9 protein-coding genes are annotated in these 17,231 nt (G+C 46.9%); all 9 read right to left on the bottom strand.

Translation table 11 applies throughout. From position 1 onward, the window contains the following. Window positions 1-178: 178 nt before the first annotated feature. The 9 genes from ABD744_RS21190 to ABD744_RS21150 all read right to left on the bottom strand — a co-directional run bounded on the left by ABD744_RS21190 (window position 179) and on the right by ABD744_RS21150 (window position 16,993). The gene (locus ABD744_RS21190; RefSeq protein WP_344800601.1) at window positions 179-1,474 is read right to left on the bottom strand and encodes a hypothetical protein; all 1,296 of its coding nucleotides are present in this window, start codon (window positions 1,472-1,474) and stop codon (window positions 179-181) included. A gap of 197 nt (window positions 1,475-1,671) precedes the next feature. Then, window positions 1,672-4,071 carry an EAL domain-containing protein gene (locus tag ABD744_RS21185; protein WP_344800600.1) on the bottom strand — a complete coding sequence of 800 codons (2,400 nt, stop codon included), beginning with the start codon at window positions 4,069-4,071 and terminating at the stop codon, window positions 1,672-1,674. 10 nt (window positions 4,072-4,081) lie between these two features. Beyond that, window positions 4,082-6,541 carry an EAL domain-containing protein gene (locus ABD744_RS21180; RefSeq protein ID WP_344800599.1) on the bottom strand — a complete coding sequence of 820 codons (2,460 nt, stop codon included), beginning with the start codon at window positions 6,539-6,541 and terminating at the stop codon, window positions 4,082-4,084. Window positions 6,542-6,547: 6 nt separating this feature from the next. After that, complete coding sequence (locus ABD744_RS21175) at window positions 6,548-6,862, bottom strand: circadian clock KaiB family protein (RefSeq protein ID WP_344800598.1); 315 nt, start codon at window positions 6,860-6,862, stop codon at window positions 6,548-6,550. Window positions 6,863-6,969: 107 nt separating this feature from the next. Continuing rightward, on the bottom strand, window positions 6,970-7,395 hold the full coding sequence (locus tag ABD744_RS21170) for a response regulator (protein WP_344800597.1): 426 nt from the start codon (window positions 7,393-7,395) through the stop codon (window positions 6,970-6,972). Beyond that, on the bottom strand, window positions 7,385-8,788 hold the full coding sequence (locus ABD744_RS21165; protein WP_344800596.1) for a sensor histidine kinase: 1,404 nt from the start codon (window positions 8,786-8,788) through the stop codon (window positions 7,385-7,387). Before ABD744_RS21165 ends, ABD744_RS21170 begins: the two co-directional genes overlap by 11 nt. Next, window positions 8,781-9,470 carry a chemotaxis protein CheB gene (locus ABD744_RS21160; RefSeq protein WP_344800595.1) on the bottom strand — a complete coding sequence of 230 codons (690 nt, stop codon included), beginning with the start codon at window positions 9,468-9,470 and terminating at the stop codon, window positions 8,781-8,783. Before ABD744_RS21160 ends, ABD744_RS21165 begins: the two co-directional genes overlap by 8 nt. A 32-nt stretch (window positions 9,471-9,502) precedes the next feature. Beyond that, window positions 9,503-10,291, bottom strand: a complete 789-nt coding sequence (locus tag ABD744_RS21155) for a CheR family methyltransferase (protein WP_344800594.1) — start codon at window positions 10,289-10,291, stop codon at window positions 9,503-9,505. A gap of 135 nt (window positions 10,292-10,426) precedes the next feature. Continuing rightward, window positions 10,427-16,993, bottom strand: coding sequence for a HAMP domain-containing protein (locus ABD744_RS21150; RefSeq protein WP_344800593.1), 6,567 nt, complete (start codon window positions 16,991-16,993; stop codon window positions 10,427-10,429). Window positions 16,994-17,231: the final 238 nt, after the last annotated feature.

Below are 17,231 nucleotides of genomic sequence, written 5' to 3'. Positions count from 1 at the left end.
TAACCAGCTTTCCCGCTTGCCCCTCTCAGAACGTGGAGCGCATTATAGGCATCCCCACACACAACACAACCCCTTTCTGCACTTATTTTGAATTTAATTTCAAAGCGGTTAAAAAAAGGCCTAAACTGGTTATTTAACATACAAAAAGACGTTAAATGGGTGATTTTTAACCAACAGATTAGAAAAGCCCTAAGCTTGCGTCCGTATATCTTGTTGTTTGACGCGGCAGCCCATTATTAACAGCTTCTTTCAAGTCCAGGTTAATTCCACCAGTTGGAATGTTTAAATAGAATCCCTGACCTGCGCGCATAATCCCTTCAACGTACTCTCCTCCCCCAATCGGGTTAGAAGGATCACCGGTAGTAAACACATCGGTTCGCCAAGGCAACGCTTCCGTTTGTAGCCCTAAGAACAACCCTCTAGCTTCTTCACCATTCCCAACATCCAGACTTTGATACTTATTTAAGGGAAAACATGTTTCTATTCCCGCCAATTCACAACCATCTGTATAGAGATCGATATCTCCCCCGGTACAAACACCGAATAAACCACGAGAAGTGCAGTCTGTTGTTGCGCCAGTTTCAGGCGGAGCAAACAGCGTCATTGCAGTCTGTAGTAGAAACCAGTTAATCGGACCAACGTCACTGGCGTCAACTCGGAAGTTAGTTCCATCTTCCACCCCAATATGGGTTGCCCGGTAATCCAAAGCCTGGCCTGGATTCGGTCCATCAGGACCTTGCTGCAATATGGCTCTGGTCGATAGCTCACTATCACCTAACAATATCGGTGCAACATATTTCAGCAAGACGCCAAAAAAGCCATCGGGGTCTTGAGACGCCAATGCTTGAGCATTGTCCTGAATAATAACGTCCAGGTTTCCTGATAAGGAAGCAATGTCGGTTGTGAACGTTCCTTTTGCACCGCCAAAGCCTATTCGCACTCCAGCAATACTTTGCACGCCATTTTCTTGTTTATACGCAAATTCAATGAAAGGGTCTTTAATATTAAAGGGCATTGGCACACCTTTATCACTTAATCTAAACTGCCTCCCCGTTTCCGGGTTAATGGGGAATTTAGATGGATCTGGCTTAGGCAAACCATCCGACCCATAAACAATGTCACCTTGCCGGTTCACTTCAAAATAATCATGGGGATTAAAGTAGCCGCCTAACGCTACGTTCTTCATATCAATGTCCACGCCTGCTCCATTGATGTCTCTGGAGTCCGAATAGCGCCCCAACTCAAGTTCATCGATGGTAAGGATTGTATCTATATCCATCCCAAAATTTATTCGGGTGTATTTATATTTGGTAGCCCCTTCGGTAATGGATTCAGGTTCATCAATAGTGATGAATGCCTGACCGGTGTATTCAGACAACTCACTATCAGGCAGAGGCTCTAATTTGGAAAACACAACGGGCGCAAATAAAAACCCTAACAGAAATACATACAATCGAGTGAGCGGATTATTCATCTTAATTACCTTTTATTATTATTTTTAAAAGGCAACTTTAGAGTAAATACTCAGCTCAATAGTTAAACGAAACGGACGATTTCATGACATTAATAGACAACTCTGAAAATACCTTAAAAAGCGATGTTTATGCGTACTGTTTTAATGATAAAAAGAGACAGCACCAAATCACAGACTGAGACTTTTTTAATACAATATTACGAGCACCCTACTCTTTTTTCATAAGACCCACAGTCGCTCCACTGCTGATAAATCTGCTGCCAATGCTCGATCGGCACTGGTCGAGAAAACAAATAGCCTTGATACGCGGAACAAGAAAGCTCTCGTAACAATTCAAGCTGCCTTGGAGTTTCAACACCCTCAGCAATAATTCTCATATTCAATGAATGCGCCAACCTGACAACCGCTTCCAAAATTGCTCGATTTCTGGGCGTTTCTTCCATCTTCCAAATAAAACTACAATCCAGTTTAAGCGTATCAATGGTATCAAACTCCAATAAATAGCCGAGAGAAGAATAGCCCGTTCCGAAATCATCTAAGGCAATATTTAACCCCATGTTCTTTAATGTTAACAACACATCTCGGGCTTTGTTTGTATCACCAAGCAAGATGCGTTCAGTAATTTCTAATTCGAGTAAATCTGCTGATAAGGAATGCTTTTCGAGTAATCGTCCGATGAACTCAGGTAACTGTGGTGACATCAATGTAAGTGCCGACAAATTCACTGAAGTTCTGGTCATAATCCCCAGCTCTCTCCAGTCAACCAATTGCCGGCAGGCTTCCTCAATGACCCAAAATTCAACGCTTTTAATTAGCGGCGACTGCTCAAGTAATGGAATAAATTCACTTGGCATAACCAATGTGCCATCAGGCAACTGCCATCGTAACAGCACCTCTGCGCCAGAAATATTTTCCTGTCCCATTTGAAGCTGAACGAACAACCTAAACTGCCCTTCATCCAAAGCCCGCTCCAGTCGACTCTCTAACTCTAACTTGCGTATAGTACTGCGATGAATTTCAGCACTATAAAACTGATAATTATTTCTTCCCGCTTCCTTCGCTCGATACAAAGCGGCATCAGCATTGAGCACAAGAGTTTTGTCGTCATTACCATCTCTAGGGTAAATGGCTATACCAACACTCACAGTGACATTAAAAGGTTTTTCGCCCAATAAGAACGAAGCGGCCATAATTTCTAGGATTTTATTTGAAAGAATGACCAGGCTTTGCGCATCTGGATTATTCTCCGCCAAAATCACAAATTCATCACCACCACTACGAGCCACCGTATCCGTTTCACGTACCGTCCTTTTCAAACGTGAGGCAAATTCTTTAAGCAATTGATCACCAGCATCATGTCCGAGCGTATCGTTCACTAACTTAAAACGATCCAAATCCAACATCATAACGCCCAACATCTCGCCACTTCGTTGTGCATGCAAAACCGCTCGAGAAAGGCGATCGGAAAGCAAAGCCCGATTGCCAAGACCAGTCAAAGGATCATGATGAGCCAGATAAATTAAGTTCTCCCTTAGGTGTTTTTGCTCACTGATATCTCGCAGGGTGATAAGCTGGACAAACCTGCCACGCCATTCAGTAGCCATTACATGCATTTCGACATGTTTGCCGGAAGACAATTGAACTTCAACCCGCTCCTTGCTTCCTACCACATACCCAAACTGTGCCCCTTCTAAATGACCGCCCTCCTCACAGCACAATTGAGTCGCAGCCACGTTCGCAAAAAGGACCCAGCCATTTTCATCAACCACTACCATCCCGTCCGGATTATTACTTAATAGTTTCCGATGTAAATAATCTCCCTGAAAGCGCTGAATTGCTTTCTCCATAGCGCGAAGCAAAGCGTCTGTGGAGAGTGTTGATTTTTCCAGATAATCTTGTGCCCCAAGTCGCAATGCCTGCATTGCTATATCTGAATCTTGTTGTCCGCTAAGCACAATGATCGGCGTATCACAAATACTCAACAGACGAGAAACCGTCACCAAACCACCACTGTCCGGTAAGTTTAAATCACATAAAACAACCGCCATTGTTTTATTATTCAACAATTCAATCGCAGCGGATAACGAAGTACAGTGCTCTATCATCTGAGACGATGACCAACCGCTCAAATACTCAAACACCAGAGCTGCGTCTGCAGGGTTATCCTCTATCAACAAAATGCTATTCTGAGCGGTCATCATATTTTGGTTTTGAGCCCGCCGTAACAGCTGTAGTTCCAAAGCTCGATGCAAAGCCGAAACTAACTCTCGTTCATTCCAGGGCTTAATAAACTTGTCACTGACAAACCCGGCAAGCTGAGTATCCCAACATACGTTTTGCTCTAGCTCATTGCCAACCACAATAAACGCGGTTTCAGGGTATTGATGATGCATATGTTCAATCAACTTATCACCGTCAATTCCCGGAAGTTGCAGCTCCACAACAACCAAAGCATAAGAGTGTTGTGCCATTTTAAGCAGCGCTTTACTGCCATCCTCTGCTGTATCCGTTTCTAAACCATGCGCTTTCACTGAACGCACGAAGCTGTCACAGGCTTGAGGATCATTATCAACATAAAGTATCTCAGCATTTGCCATGAGTCGCTCCTTAACCAACGGAATACGATTGTTTAGTGTGTATATGGGAAAAGTGGCCAGGTGCTTCTTGCCATTGTTGAAAAAAAGCTCGCCAGGCAATAGGCTCCAGTGGCGGTGCAAATAAGTACCCTTGAAAAGCATCGCAGTGCAGCGCATGCAAACCAGCCAGTTGAGACATCGTTTCCACCCCTTCTGCAATGACATTCATTTCAAGTGAGTGCGCCAGCTGGATAAAAGTTTTTAAAATGGTTAAGTCGCGTTCTCCTCCTGAAGCATTGAGGGTCAATGACCGATCCAGCTTTAACGTATTTAAACTGGGCAGCTCTCTTAAATAATTCAGTGCAGAAGCGCCTGTGCCAAAATCATCCAGCGCAGCACTGACTCCAATGTTCGCTAACCCGGATAATGTGCGACTTGTCTGAAGCGTATCTTTTAGAACAGAACGCTCCGATATTTCAATCGTCAAAGCCCCCTCAGACAACCCTCGCGACAACAATGTACTTTCAACAAATGAGACCAACGAAGGCTGATGAAGACCCGCCACCGATAAATTAATGGCAAGCCGAGGCGACGAACCAAACTGCCGTCGCCATTCAACCAACTGATCACAAACCGCGCCAAGCAACCACATCTCAACTTCACTGATCAGGCCCTTATTCTCAAGTAACGGAATAAATTGACCAGGAGGAAGCAAACCATGAACCGGGTGCTGCCAGCGCATCAAAGCTTCAGCGCCAACCAAACCATCCTCCGAAAACTGCGGCTGATAATGCAGGCAAAACTGCTTTTCTTTTATGGCTGTAACCAATTCTTTTTCTAAGGAGAGATTTCGGACAGCACGCTGGTGACATAACTTATCGTAAAACTGATACAAATTACGTCCACCTTCTTTGGCCCGATACAGCGCATTATCCGCATGTTTCATCAACGACTTAACTTTCAAACCATCCTTTGGAAATAACGCAATGCCAATACTGGTGGTAACAACATGCAGAGTGTCAGCAAAATCAAATGGCTCCTCCAACGCAGTCAGAATTTTTTTAGCTAACTTACCCGCGCTTTCAGCGTCGTGTATATTTTCTGCCAGAACAACAAATTCATCTCCGCCAAAACGCGCTACCGTGTCACAATCTCGAACCGTTGATACCAGCTTGTCAGCGACCTGTTTAAGAAGAGCATCCCCTGCATCATGACCTAAAGTGTCATTAATCATTTTAAAGCGGTCTAAGTCCAACATCATTAGCGCCACAACTTCTTCATTTCGGCGTGCCTTGCGCAGAGCAAAGTCCAGTCGGTCTTCCAGCAATGCCCTGTTTGCCAGCCCAGTCAAAACATCGTGTTGCGCTTCATGCTGAAGCTGTTCTTGCAGGCGTTTATGTTCGGTGATGTCTCTCAAGCAAACGATATGGGCAAAACGTCCCAGCCACTGCGTCGAGACTTGGCGCATCTCCAGTACGCACTGATCGCCTGTTTCAATTTCTATGGTTCCTTCTTGACCCGTTATCGGGTAACCAAATGACTTGCCCATTAACGGAGACCGTCCAGACCGCCCCCTCTTAAAAAGTTCATTCGCAGCAGGGTTCGCCCATAAAATCTTCCCAAGATCGTCCACCACTAAAATCGCATCCGGGTTTTGCCACAACAACTGTTGATAACGACCATGAACACGCTGACGGACTATGCTGTAACGTATTAACCGATGAAGTGTTCTTTGAGTCACATCGGATTTATACAAATAATCCTGCGCACCCAACTGCATAACATCAAGTGCCATCGTTTCATTTTCTAAGCCACTGATCACTGCAACCGGTGTATCACTTACTGCCAGTATTCTGGATAAAGTGGCCAACCCCTGACTATCAGGTACATTAAGATCGGCCAGGATCAAACAAAATGTGTCATGCCCGAGTGCATCAAGCGCCCCTTCCAACGTGACACGAGTCGTCAAATTAACTTTTGGGGTGCACGTTCGACGCGATAAGTTATCAATAATAAGGTCAATATCCGCTGGGTTGTCCTCCAACAGCAATACATTGATTGTTTCCTGGCTATTTGAGCCAGGCGGCACACTATTAAGAAAATAAGTATCATTCAGCGTTTTTCTTTGAGTCAGTGCCCGCCACAAACTTTGCGCCAGAGCTTCTGGCTGCCAGGGTTTAGCTATGAACTGGCTAACCGCTGATGATAGCGGATGATCAGAATCCCAATAATGTTCCAGTTGCTCGCCTAGAACCAAAAAAATAGCATTCGGCACCGTACGCCTAAGACGATCGAACCACTTGTCCAAACTCGCATCGGGTAACGATTGATCAAGAATTATCACCGAAAACGCACCGTTAACCGCTAGTTTCAAAGCACTTTCACCATTTGCCGCTAACGTAATATTAAAACCATACCGTGTCAGACAATTAAGAAAATGCTGGCGCTGAACCTGGTCTGGGTCAATGTAAAGAATGTCTGTTGTATTCATAACCCTTCACCGTTCATTTGCTTGAGTATATAAAGCGGATGCTTCCACTGTTTTATTAAAAATATCCAACCCCAAGAGAACTTCTGCTTTGTTGCCAAAGTCCCCCACGATTTTTCTTAATGGCAGAGGCATATGCTTGATTAAGGTCGGCGTCACTAAAATATCGAACTTATCTGCACGCTCCGGTTGTTCCAGCACATCGACGACCTCAAGCGTATATTGATCAGCCAGCTCCTGGCGGAACATTTCTTCCAGGTTCCGGCGAGCACGCTGAGACGTCCCCGACGTACCCGCAACAAAAAGAGTCAGTTGATATTTCACGGTTCATCTCCTGATCAAACATAACCCGGAAGCAATAATGACCAAACACTCCCACCCAAAGCAGCCCCAGAGAGTCCCCCTAGAGGCCATCCGTAACCAGCACTTACTTATTTTTGATCTGGTGGCAATTGAGCAACCCCGAACCAAAAGGCCTCTATTATCCGAATGACCTGCCGATAATCGTTCAGGTTCAACGGTTTACAGGTGTAGGTATTCGCGCCTAAGTCGTAACTTTTCAGCACATCCTGATCGGCCTGCGAAGACGTTAACACCACCACGGGCACACGTTTAAACCGGGAGGTTTGTTTAAGTTTCTGCAAAACGTCCAACCCACCCATTTTCGGTAAATTTAAGTCCAGAAAGATTAAATCAGGAAGCGTTTCGACGGCATTGAGCCAAGCCAACGCCTGCTCACCATCATTGGCCACCTCTACCCGGCTCCGCACTGTGGCATTGGTTAACGCATCCAGGATTAAGTCGACATCTGCCGGGTTATCTTCCACTAACAATAAACGAACGGGTTTAGTTACCATTCTCTGTCCCCCTGGCTGCTGTCGTGGCTAGCGTAAAATAAAAGCGAGTCCCTTGATTAGCCAAGTTCTCGCACCAAACCTTTCCACCATGCCGTTCCACGATTTTTTTAACAATCGACAACCCTATGCCACTGCCTTCATATTCGGTACGGCTGTGTAACCGTTTGAAAATAATGAAGATCTGATCTGAGTATTTTGGGTCAACCCCAACTCCGTTATCCCGTACGCAAAAGCGGACAAAAAGCTCGGGGGCATCACTGGTTGCTCCAGAAGTATGTGGAAACCCGCTGCCCTTGAACTGAACATCCGATAAGTCGGCAGATTTTATGTCACCCTCCGCTTGATCTGCGTCCAGCAGCGTTGCGTCAATGACGATTTGAGGAGGCGTCTCACCATGAAATTTAAGCGCGTTGGCGATCAGGTTCTGAAAAACCTGAATCAACTGGCCCGCATCCGCCAGTACCTTCGGCAAAGGCCCGAACTGAATATCGGCATGAGTCTCTTCAATCGTAGTTTGTAAATTTGCCAAGGCCTGCATTAATGCTTGCCCTGTATCCACCATTTTCAGGGGCTGCGCCTGAGTACTGATGCGTGACAGACTCAATAGGTCGGTCACCATACTCTGCATACGTTGCGCACCATCCACTATGTAGTGGATGTATTTGGTCACCTTGTCATCCATTTGATCTTGAAGGTGCTCCTCCAACAATTGCGTAAAACTGGCCATGACACGCAACGGCTCTTGTAAGTCATGGGAAGCAATATAAGCAAACTGTTCCAATTCTTCGTTCGACCTGGCCAAGGCTTCGGCTTGTTTCTCCAGCTGCTGAGCTTGCTGTTTCAGTATTTGAGATTGAGCAGCCAGAGCCTCTGCCGCTTCTTTTTCTGCTCTCAGCCTTTGGTTAGCTTCTTCCTTCAGTTTCGCCTCACTTTCCAGGCGACAAATGAGTGCCGTCTGAGTACGTACCGCTTCCGTTTTTTCGAATAAAGCAACAAACACCGAAACCTTGGCACGTAGAATATCTGGCTCAAATGGCTTAAACATATAATCCACTGCGCCCAACTCGTACCCTCGTTTCACATGTATTTCTTGCTGACTGAATGCAGTTAAAAATAAAATTGGCGTATTACGGGATTGAGGCCGGGCGCGGATCAGCTCTGCCGTTTCAAAACCATCCATATCCGGCATTTGCACATCTAGCAGAATCGCAGCCACCTCTCTGTCCAGCAATAAACGAAGAGCACCCGCACCAGAGTCTGCTTCAAGCAATTCATAACCTAAAGGCTCAAGTACCTGCTCCATTGCTAATCGGTTTGCTGCATTGTCATCGACCACCAAAATGGCGGTTTTGCTGATCGGGGGGGAAGGGGGTGACTTTGTAACATCAAACATGCGGTTCATTTCCTTCACCTTTCCATCGGGCCTGCGTTGCCTGACCCAACGCGACCAGTTCTGCCGTGATCTCATCCAGTGACAATATTCTCGCCGAAGGCACCAAGGCCAACGCAGCCACAGGCATAATGGGCGCTTCACATTCATTTGGATTCTGAACCCATACATCGCCGCCCGCCTTTAAAATAGTCTCGGCGCCCTGTGCTCCATCATCACTGTTGCCAGAAAGTATCACTGCCAAACAGTTCTTACCGAAACTGAACGCAGCTGATTGAAATAAAGGATCAATGGCCGGCCTCGAGTGATTGACAGGGCCTTCCGTGCTCAATGCAAAGTGCCTCCCCTCCAGCAATAAATGGTAATCCGCTGGGGCTATGTAAACGTGTCCAATAACCATGGCGTCCTTATCATCCGGTTCAGACACCGGCAACAGACAATGGCTTTGTAATAAGGCCCCTAAATCGGTTGTGGTACTCGGACTGCGATGAAGCATCATCACCACAGACTTCCCCTTTCTTCCCTGGAATGCCTTCCGAGGAAGTGATGCCAATATTCGTTGAAAAGCCTTAAACCCGCCTAATGAACCAACAATGAGCACAACGCCATCAGGCGAACAGCCCCTCACTGGCTGAGAGTGCAGCTCATCAGTATTACGGTTCATTTGATTCTGTTGACTTTCCATCGGTGCTCTCTTAATTCGCGCCAACCCTGTGTTCACCAGCCGATGCGACGATACAAACGTTCGTTTTCGGCGAGGGTGTCATAACGGAACCCTAACTCTGTACCGTTCAAAGACTCTTTTTTCCCTAGTGCTAACACCCCAAAACGGCACAAACTTTGATGCAATAACCTAAGGGTTCTGTCCTTCAATGCGTTGTTGAAATAAATCATCACGTTACGACACAGAATCAAATTAAACTCATTAAAAGAGCCATCGCTTACTAAGTTATGTTGCGCAAATACAATGTTTTTCTTTAATTCATTTCTGATAATCACGCGATCGTAATCACTTCGGTAATAACACGAGAAATCTTCCTTCCCGCCAGCCAATCGATAATTCTCAATGTATGTTTGCACATTTTTACACGAATAAATTCCCTGCTTTGCTTGCTCCAGTATCAACTCACTGAAATCTGTGGCATAAATTCTACTTCGCTCATACAACCCTTCTTCTTTCAAAAGTATAGCCATAGAGTAAACTTCTTCTCCGTTTGCACACCCTGCATGCCAAATACGGATAAAAGGCCAAGTGCGTAACAATGGAATCACCTGCCGACGAAGTGCCAAATAAAAATCCGGATCACGAAACATCGCCGACACATTGACAGAAAGCACCCCGAGCAACCGGTAAAAAAACGCAGGTGAATGCAACAGGCGATCTTGAAACTCATTAAAGTCCCGCAATCTTTCTTTTTTCATCGCTAGTGAGAGCCGACGAATTAAAGAAGCTCTGGCATAATCTCTCAGGTCATAGCCATATTGTTGATGAATAGCATTTATCAACGGCTCTATATCCGTCACCTCGTTGAGAACATGAATAACGGTGCTCCTCTTCTTTATTCGACCTTTCCAAGGCCCACTTTCTTCCCCTGCACGTTGACCAAAATGAACACGATCCAGCGGTCAGCATCTACTGCGTTATTTAGCAATCCAAACACGTAACAACGACAATAACTGCTCCGAATTAATGGGTTTCGTAATGTAATCCGATGCACCGGCAACAATGCATTTTTCCCGATCCCCCATCATGGCTTTCGCCGTCAACGCAATCAGGGGCAAACGTTTAAACTTGGCCTGCTGTCGAATCCGGCGCATGGCTTCATAACCGTCCATTTCGGGCATCATTATGTCTATCAAAACCGCATCCACGTCCGGGTTTTGTTTTAAGGTTTCAATGGCTTCTTTGCCATTCTCCGCTCTTAAAACCGTTAAATTATGCTGTTCCAATAAGCTGGTCACCGCGAAAATATTTCGAACATCATCGTCCACCACGAGCACTTTGCTACCCGCTAGCGCTGGGTCACTTTGATAAACCTGCCGAATCATTTTCTGCTTTTTTTCTGGTAACTGGCTTTCCATACGATGAAGAAACAGTGCTGTCTCATCCAGCAGCCGTTCAGGAGAGCGAGCGTCTTTGACAATAATGCTTTCGGCCAGTTGCTTCAGGTTCGTTTCTTCTTCTGGGGTCAATTCACAGCCGGTATAAACAATAATAGGAAGAGGTTTCACACCAATATCGGCTTTCATCTTATGCAATAGATCAATGCCATCCATGTCCGGTAGCATTAAGTCCAGAACAACGCAGTCGAATGACTGCGCTTTCAAAGCACTCAGCGCCGCTTCCGCAGAATCCACCGCCATAATTTCAACGTCCGGACCACTGATCAGATCAACGATGCTATTTCGTTGAGTGCTGTCATCTTCAACGACCAACAAGTGTTTAACCTGTTTCTCAAGATATTGGCTGATGTTAGCCATCGCCTGCTCTAGCCCGTTAATATCCAAAGGTTTTTGCAAAAAATTAATCGCACCTTGAGCTATACAACGAGACTCAGCGTCATCGACGGAAAGGACGTGCACCGGAATGTGCCGGGTGTTCAAATCGTGTTTCAAACGATCCAGCACCACCCGCCCCTGCATGTCCGGCAAGTGTAAGTCCAGGGTAATCGCATCGGGTTGATACTCGGACGCCAATTCAAGTCCCTCGCTTCCGGTCAAGGCCACCATCACTTTAAAACCTTGACTTCGCGCATGGTTCATTAACAGTTCAGCAAAGGCCTCATCATCCTCGATGACCAACAAACTCCGGTCACCCTCAACCAAACTCCCTCTATCATCAAGCAGCGATGAAGTCTGTACCGTCTTTAACCCCGAAGAAGCCATTGACTCAACAGGGAGCGACGACGAGGGCGGCGCTTTTAAGTAATGCTCTGCCTGTAAGTAACTTTGCTTATTATCTTTTCTGGACACCTGTGTTTGGTATTGAAACCGCAGAGGTAGGTAAAGCGTAAAAGTACACCCCTCATCCTCAATGCTTTCGACCCGAATTTCACCCCCCAGCAAACGAGCCAGTTCACGGCTGATGGAAAGACCCAGCCCGGTACCGCCGTACTTTCTGCTGGTGCTGCCATCCGCTTGTTGAAATGCTTCAAAAATCAATAATTGACGATTTTTAGGAATGCCTATACCGGTATCTGATACTTTCATCGCGACCACAGCAGAGGCTTGGGAAAGTACCGGGTGACCAATTGTCCAGCCTCTGGTCGCAGGTTCAATAATCAGTTTAACTCCGCCATGCTCCGTAAACTTAAACGCATTACCCAGCAAGTTACGCAAAATCTGCTGCAACCGTTTAATATCAGTTTCAATTTCTTCCGTTAAATCCTCCGCTAGCTCAACATCAAAATTTAACAATTTACCATCAGCGACCTGATCAAAACTGCGATGCGCAAAACCGGCAATATCCAGGAAGGTGGTTCGGTTCACATTCACGGTCAGCGTACCGGACTCCACTTTGGCTAAATCAAGAACTTCATTAATCAGGGACAACAAGTCACTGCCAGACTCATAAATGGTCTTCGCCGCTTTGACTTGCTTTTCATTCAGGTTACTTTCCAGATTTTCCGTCAACTGTTGAGATAAAATCAGCAAGCTATTAAGCGGAGTCCGTAATTCATGGGACATGTTTGCCAGAAATTCACTCTTGTATTTGGAAGACAGCGCAAGTTGTTCAGCTTTTTCTTCCAGTGCAGTTCGTGCTTCTTCCACTTCGGTATTTTTGCGTTCCACCTCCGTTTTCTGCTCACTCAGCTGACGCGCTTTTTCTTCCAGCTCTTCATTGGTTTGCTGCAGTTCTTCTTGTTGATTTTGTAATTCTTCCGTCAGTCCTTGTGACTGTCGCAATAGCTCATCTGTGCGCATACTGGCTTCGATGGTCGCGACCACAATCCCCATACTTTCGTAGAGTTGCTCCAGAAAAGCCAGACGAACATCATTGAAAGAAGCAAAGGAAGCCAACTCCACCACGCCTTTCACTTCGCCTTCGTAAACAATGGGCACAACCACGATATTAAGCGGCGGCGCTTCCCCCAAACCAGAGTTGATCTGGACATAGTCGGATGGCACATGAGTCAGCAAAATACGTTGTTTTTCCATCGCGCATTGCCCCACCAAACCCTCACCAAACTCAAACTGATTTGATAAGCCCTTACGTTCTTTATAGGCATAAGCGGCATAAAGCTTCAGATAAGCTTTATCCCCATCTTTCTCAACCATATAAAAAACCCCGTGCTGGATATCCACCACCGGCGCCAATTCTGAAAGAACCTGACTGGTTACACTGAACAAGTCTCGCTGCCCTTGTAACATCCGGGTAAACTTCGCCAAGTTGGTTTTCAGCCAATCCTGCTCCTGGTTTACCCGTGTCGTCTCTGCCAGCGTATCAATCATCTGGTTTATATTATCTTTCAATAACGCAACTTCGCCTTGCGCCTCCACCGAAATCGTACGACTCAGGTCACCGTCGGTCACAGCGGTTGCTACCTCACCAATGGCACGTACCTGGTTGGTCAGATTCCCCGCCAATTCGTTTACGTTATCCGTAAGATCTCGCCAAGTCCCGGCGGCTCCAGGTACATCCGCCTGGGCTCCTAAGCGCCCTTCCACCCCTACCTCACGTGCAACCGTTACCACCTGATCGGCAAACGTATCCAAGGTATCGATCATGTCGTTAATTACTTTCTTAATTTCCAGAATCTCACCTTTTACATCAACCGTGATTTTCTGGCTCAGATCCCCTTGTGCAATGGCCGTTGCAATTTTTGATACATCACGAAGCTGCTCTGTCAAATTCGAGGCCATCAGATTCACATTATCTGTCAAATCCTTCCACACCCCAGCAGCCCCTGGTACATTGGCTTTTACACCCAATTGCCCTTCCGTCCCTACCTGTTGAGCCAAGCGGGTAACCTCTGAGGCAAAGTCCGCTAACTGATCAACCGTGGAATTAATCACCTCCTTAATCTGAAGAATTTCACCACGCACCTCAACGGTAATCTTCTGGCCCAGCTTGCCATCACGAATGGCCGTAGCCACCTTGGATACATCCCGCAGCTGCTCTGTCAGGTTGGAGGCCATCAGATTTACATTGTCGGTTAAGTCTTTCCAAATTCCCGCAACACCCGGTACCTCAGCCTGTACCCCCAAGCGACCTTCCGTACCCACCAAACTGGCCAACTTGGTGGTCTCCGTCGCGAACACATTGAGCTGATCCACCGTGGAGTTAATCACCTCCTTAATCTGAAGGATTTCACCCTGTACTTGAACGGTAATCTTCTGACCTAATTTGCCGTCACGAATGGCTGTAGCCACTTTCGATACATCCCGAAGCTGCTCTGTCAGGTTAGACGCCATAAGATTCACGTTATCCGTCAGTTCTTTCCAAATGCCAGCAACACCCGGTACTTCTGCCTGCACCCCAAGCCGCCCTTCGGTACCCACCAGTCCGGCCAGTTTGGTCGTCTCCGTGGCAAAGACATTCAACTGATCCACCGTGGAGTTAATCACTTCTTTAATCTGTAAAATTTCGCCTTGCACATCCACGGTAATGATCTGACTCAGATCACCATCTCGAATCGCTGTGGCCACTTTCGACACATCACGTAACTGTTCGGTCAGGTTGGATGTCATCAGGTTCACGTTGTCGGTCAGATCTTTCCAAATACCGGCCACGCCAGGCACTTCAGCCTGTACACCCAAGCGTCCTTCGGTACCCACTTTGCCCGCCAGGGTCGTCACCTCAGTGGCAAACAGGTTTAACTGATCCACCGTGGAGTTGATCACTTCTTTAATCTGAAGAATCTCCCCCAGCACCTCAACCGTAATTTTCTGACTTAAATCGCCATCTCGAATGGCCGTAGCCACCTTAGATACATCACGCAGTTGCTCTGTCAGGTTGGAGGCCATGAGGTTCACATTGTCAGTCAAATCTTTCCAAATACCTGCAACGCCAGGTACTTCTGCCTGCACCCCAAGCCGGCCTTCGGTACCCACCAGCCCGGCCAGTTTAGTGGTCTCCGTTGCAAAGACATTCAACTGATCTACCGTGGAGTTAATCACTTCTTTAATCTGAAGAATTTCGCCTCGTACCTCCACTGTAATTTTCTGACTCAAATCACCATCACGAATGGCGGTCGCCACCTTGGATACATCCCGAAGCTGTTCGGTCAGGTTCGAAGCCATCAGGTTGACGTTATCGGTCAATTCTTTCCAGATACCAGAGAAGCCAGGCGCTTCAGCTTGCACCCCCAGTTGACCTTGAGTCCCCACCTGACTGGCTAAAACCCTAAGCTCGTTGGTAAACATACTCAGCAGATCTACTTTTGAGTTAATTGCCTGCTTCATTTGGAGAATTTCACCCTGCGCATCGGCGGTGATTTTCTGGCTCAAATCCCCATCACGAATGGCGGTAGCCACTTTCGATACATCTCGTAGCTGCTCCGTCAGGTTGGCCGTCATCAAATTTACGTTATCGGTCAACGCTTTCCAGATACCAGCAACGCCCGGCACCTCTGCCTGTACGCCCAAACGGCCTTCAGTACCCACTTGCCCCGCAAGCGAGGTCACCTCGGTGGCGAATATGTTCAGCTGGTCCACCGTGGAGTTAATCACTTCCTTGATCTGCAAAATCTCACCACGGACATCCACCGTGATTTTTTGGCTCAAATCCCCATCACGAATGGCGGTAGCGACTTTGGAAACGTCTCGAAGCTGCTCCGTCAGGTTGGAGGCCATCAGGTTCACATTGTCGGTTAACTCTTTCCATACCCCCGACACATCATTAACCTGAGCCTCCACGCCCAAAGCACCTTCTGTCCCCACCTGTCTGGCCAGCCGGGTAACTTCAGAAGAGAAACTAAGGAGTTTATCCAACATCGTATTGATGGTGTTTTTGAGCGTTAAAATTTCCCCTTGAGCATCAACCGTAATTTTCTTACCCAGATCACCTTCGGCAATGGCCGTTGCAACTTCCGCAATATTACGTACCTGACCGGTCAGATTATTCGCCATGGAATTTACGTTATCGGTTAACTCTTTCCAAACCCCGGCGACACCTTGTACCTTAGCCTGACCACCTAACACCCCTTCGGTACCCACCTCTCGGGCCACCCTGGTTACCTCATCCCCAAACGACCCTAACTGATCCACCATGGTGTTGATGGTGTCTTTCAGCGTTAAAATTTCACCTTTGGCATCCACTGTGATTTTCTTTGTCAGATCACCATTGGCCACTGCCGTCGTCACGGTGGCGATGTTACGAACCTGGCTGGTCAGGTTGTTGGCCATGGAGTTTACGTTTTCGGTTAACTCTCGCCAGGTACCCGCAACCCCTTTCACTTGCGCCTGACCACCGAGCACCCCTTCGGTACCCACCTCCCTGGCTACTCTGGTTACCTCATCTGCGAAGGACCCCAACTGATCCACCATGGTATTGATGGTATTTTTCAACGCTAAAATTTCGCCTTTTACCTCCACCGTAATGGTTTTGGTAAGATCACCGTTGGCCACCGCCGTAGTGACCTGGGCGATGTCTCGAACCTGATTGGTTAAGTTATCGGCCATCAGGTTTACGTTATCGGTCAGCTCTTTCCAAGCTCCCGATACCCCTTTCACTTGTGCCTGAGCCCCCAGTTTCCCTTCAACCCCTACTTCCCTAGCAACACGCGTTACTTCCGATCCGAACACCGAAAGCTGCTCCACCATGCCATTAACCATTTTGCCGTAACGAAGAAAATCCCCAGACAAGGGCTGATCTTCCCCAGATAAATCAATGGTTTGAGTCAGATCACCCTTACTCACCGCAGCAACCACTCGCGCCATTTCAGCCGAGTGTTGGGTCAGTCCGCCCACCATACTGTTGACGGAATCCACATAATCCGCCCAACCCCCTTTTAGGCCTGCTTTGGACAAACGTTGCTTCGTCTTACCTTTTTGTCCCACCGATTTACTGACACTGTTAACGTCCGCCACCAAAGTTCCGGCGATATCCGCCACTTCATTAAAAAGATTCGCTATTTGCCCATCCACCCCTTCAAGATCTTCAGGTAATCGAGTTGAAAAGTTGCCTTGTTTTAATTGTCTCAGTGCCCCCAAGAGCACTTTGGGCGGTAAGACATCAACAACGCTTTCGATTGAACTGGTGGCCATGTTTTCTCCTTGTATCAACTCATAACGCCTGAGTGACACTTCCTGATAGTGGCTGTCATTAAGTAACTGTCTATTAAATAGCCGTCTATTAAATAACCCTTGTTATTCACTGTCGGCGTTTTTACTCCGCCTGATTGCATTTAAGCCAACCAAAACCACACCCGATTCATTCCCAAGCATAGCTGAAGTGGTTAAACGTTAAACAACGGCCATAAAAACTCCGCTAAATACACTCTTC

This window comes from Litoribacillus peritrichatus (assembly GCF_039537985.1).
Classification (GTDB): domain Bacteria; phylum Pseudomonadota; class Gammaproteobacteria; order Pseudomonadales; family Litoribrevibacteraceae; genus Litoribacillus; species Litoribacillus peritrichatus.
This window is presented reverse-complemented; position numbering and strand designations above follow the sequence as displayed.

What these genes read in the sequence shown, in the direction of transcription:
- ABD744_RS21165 (WP_344800596.1), bottom strand. Translation starts at nt 8,788, where the DNA reads ATGTTTGATGTTACAAAGTCACCCCCTTCCCCCCCGATCAGCAAAACC.
- ABD744_RS21170 (WP_344800597.1), bottom strand. Translation starts at nt 7,395, where the DNA reads ATGGTAACTAAACCCGTTCGTTTATTGTTAGTGGAAGATAACCCGGCA.
- ABD744_RS21160 (WP_344800595.1), bottom strand. Translation starts at nt 9,470, where the DNA reads ATGGAAAGTCAACAGAATCAAATGAACCGTAATACTGATGAGCTGCAC.
- ABD744_RS21190 (WP_344800601.1), bottom strand. Translation starts at nt 1,474, where the DNA reads ATGAATAATCCGCTCACTCGATTGTATGTATTTCTGTTAGGGTTTTTA.
- ABD744_RS21180 (WP_344800599.1), bottom strand. Translation starts at nt 6,541, where the DNA reads ATGAATACAACAGACATTCTTTACATTGACCCAGACCAGGTTCAGCGC.
- ABD744_RS21150 (WP_344800593.1), bottom strand. Translation starts at nt 16,993, where the DNA reads ATGGCCACCAGTTCAATCGAAAGCGTTGTTGATGTCTTACCGCCCAAA.
- ABD744_RS21185 (WP_344800600.1), bottom strand. Translation starts at nt 4,071, where the DNA reads ATGGCAAATGCTGAGATACTTTATGTTGATAATGATCCTCAAGCCTGT.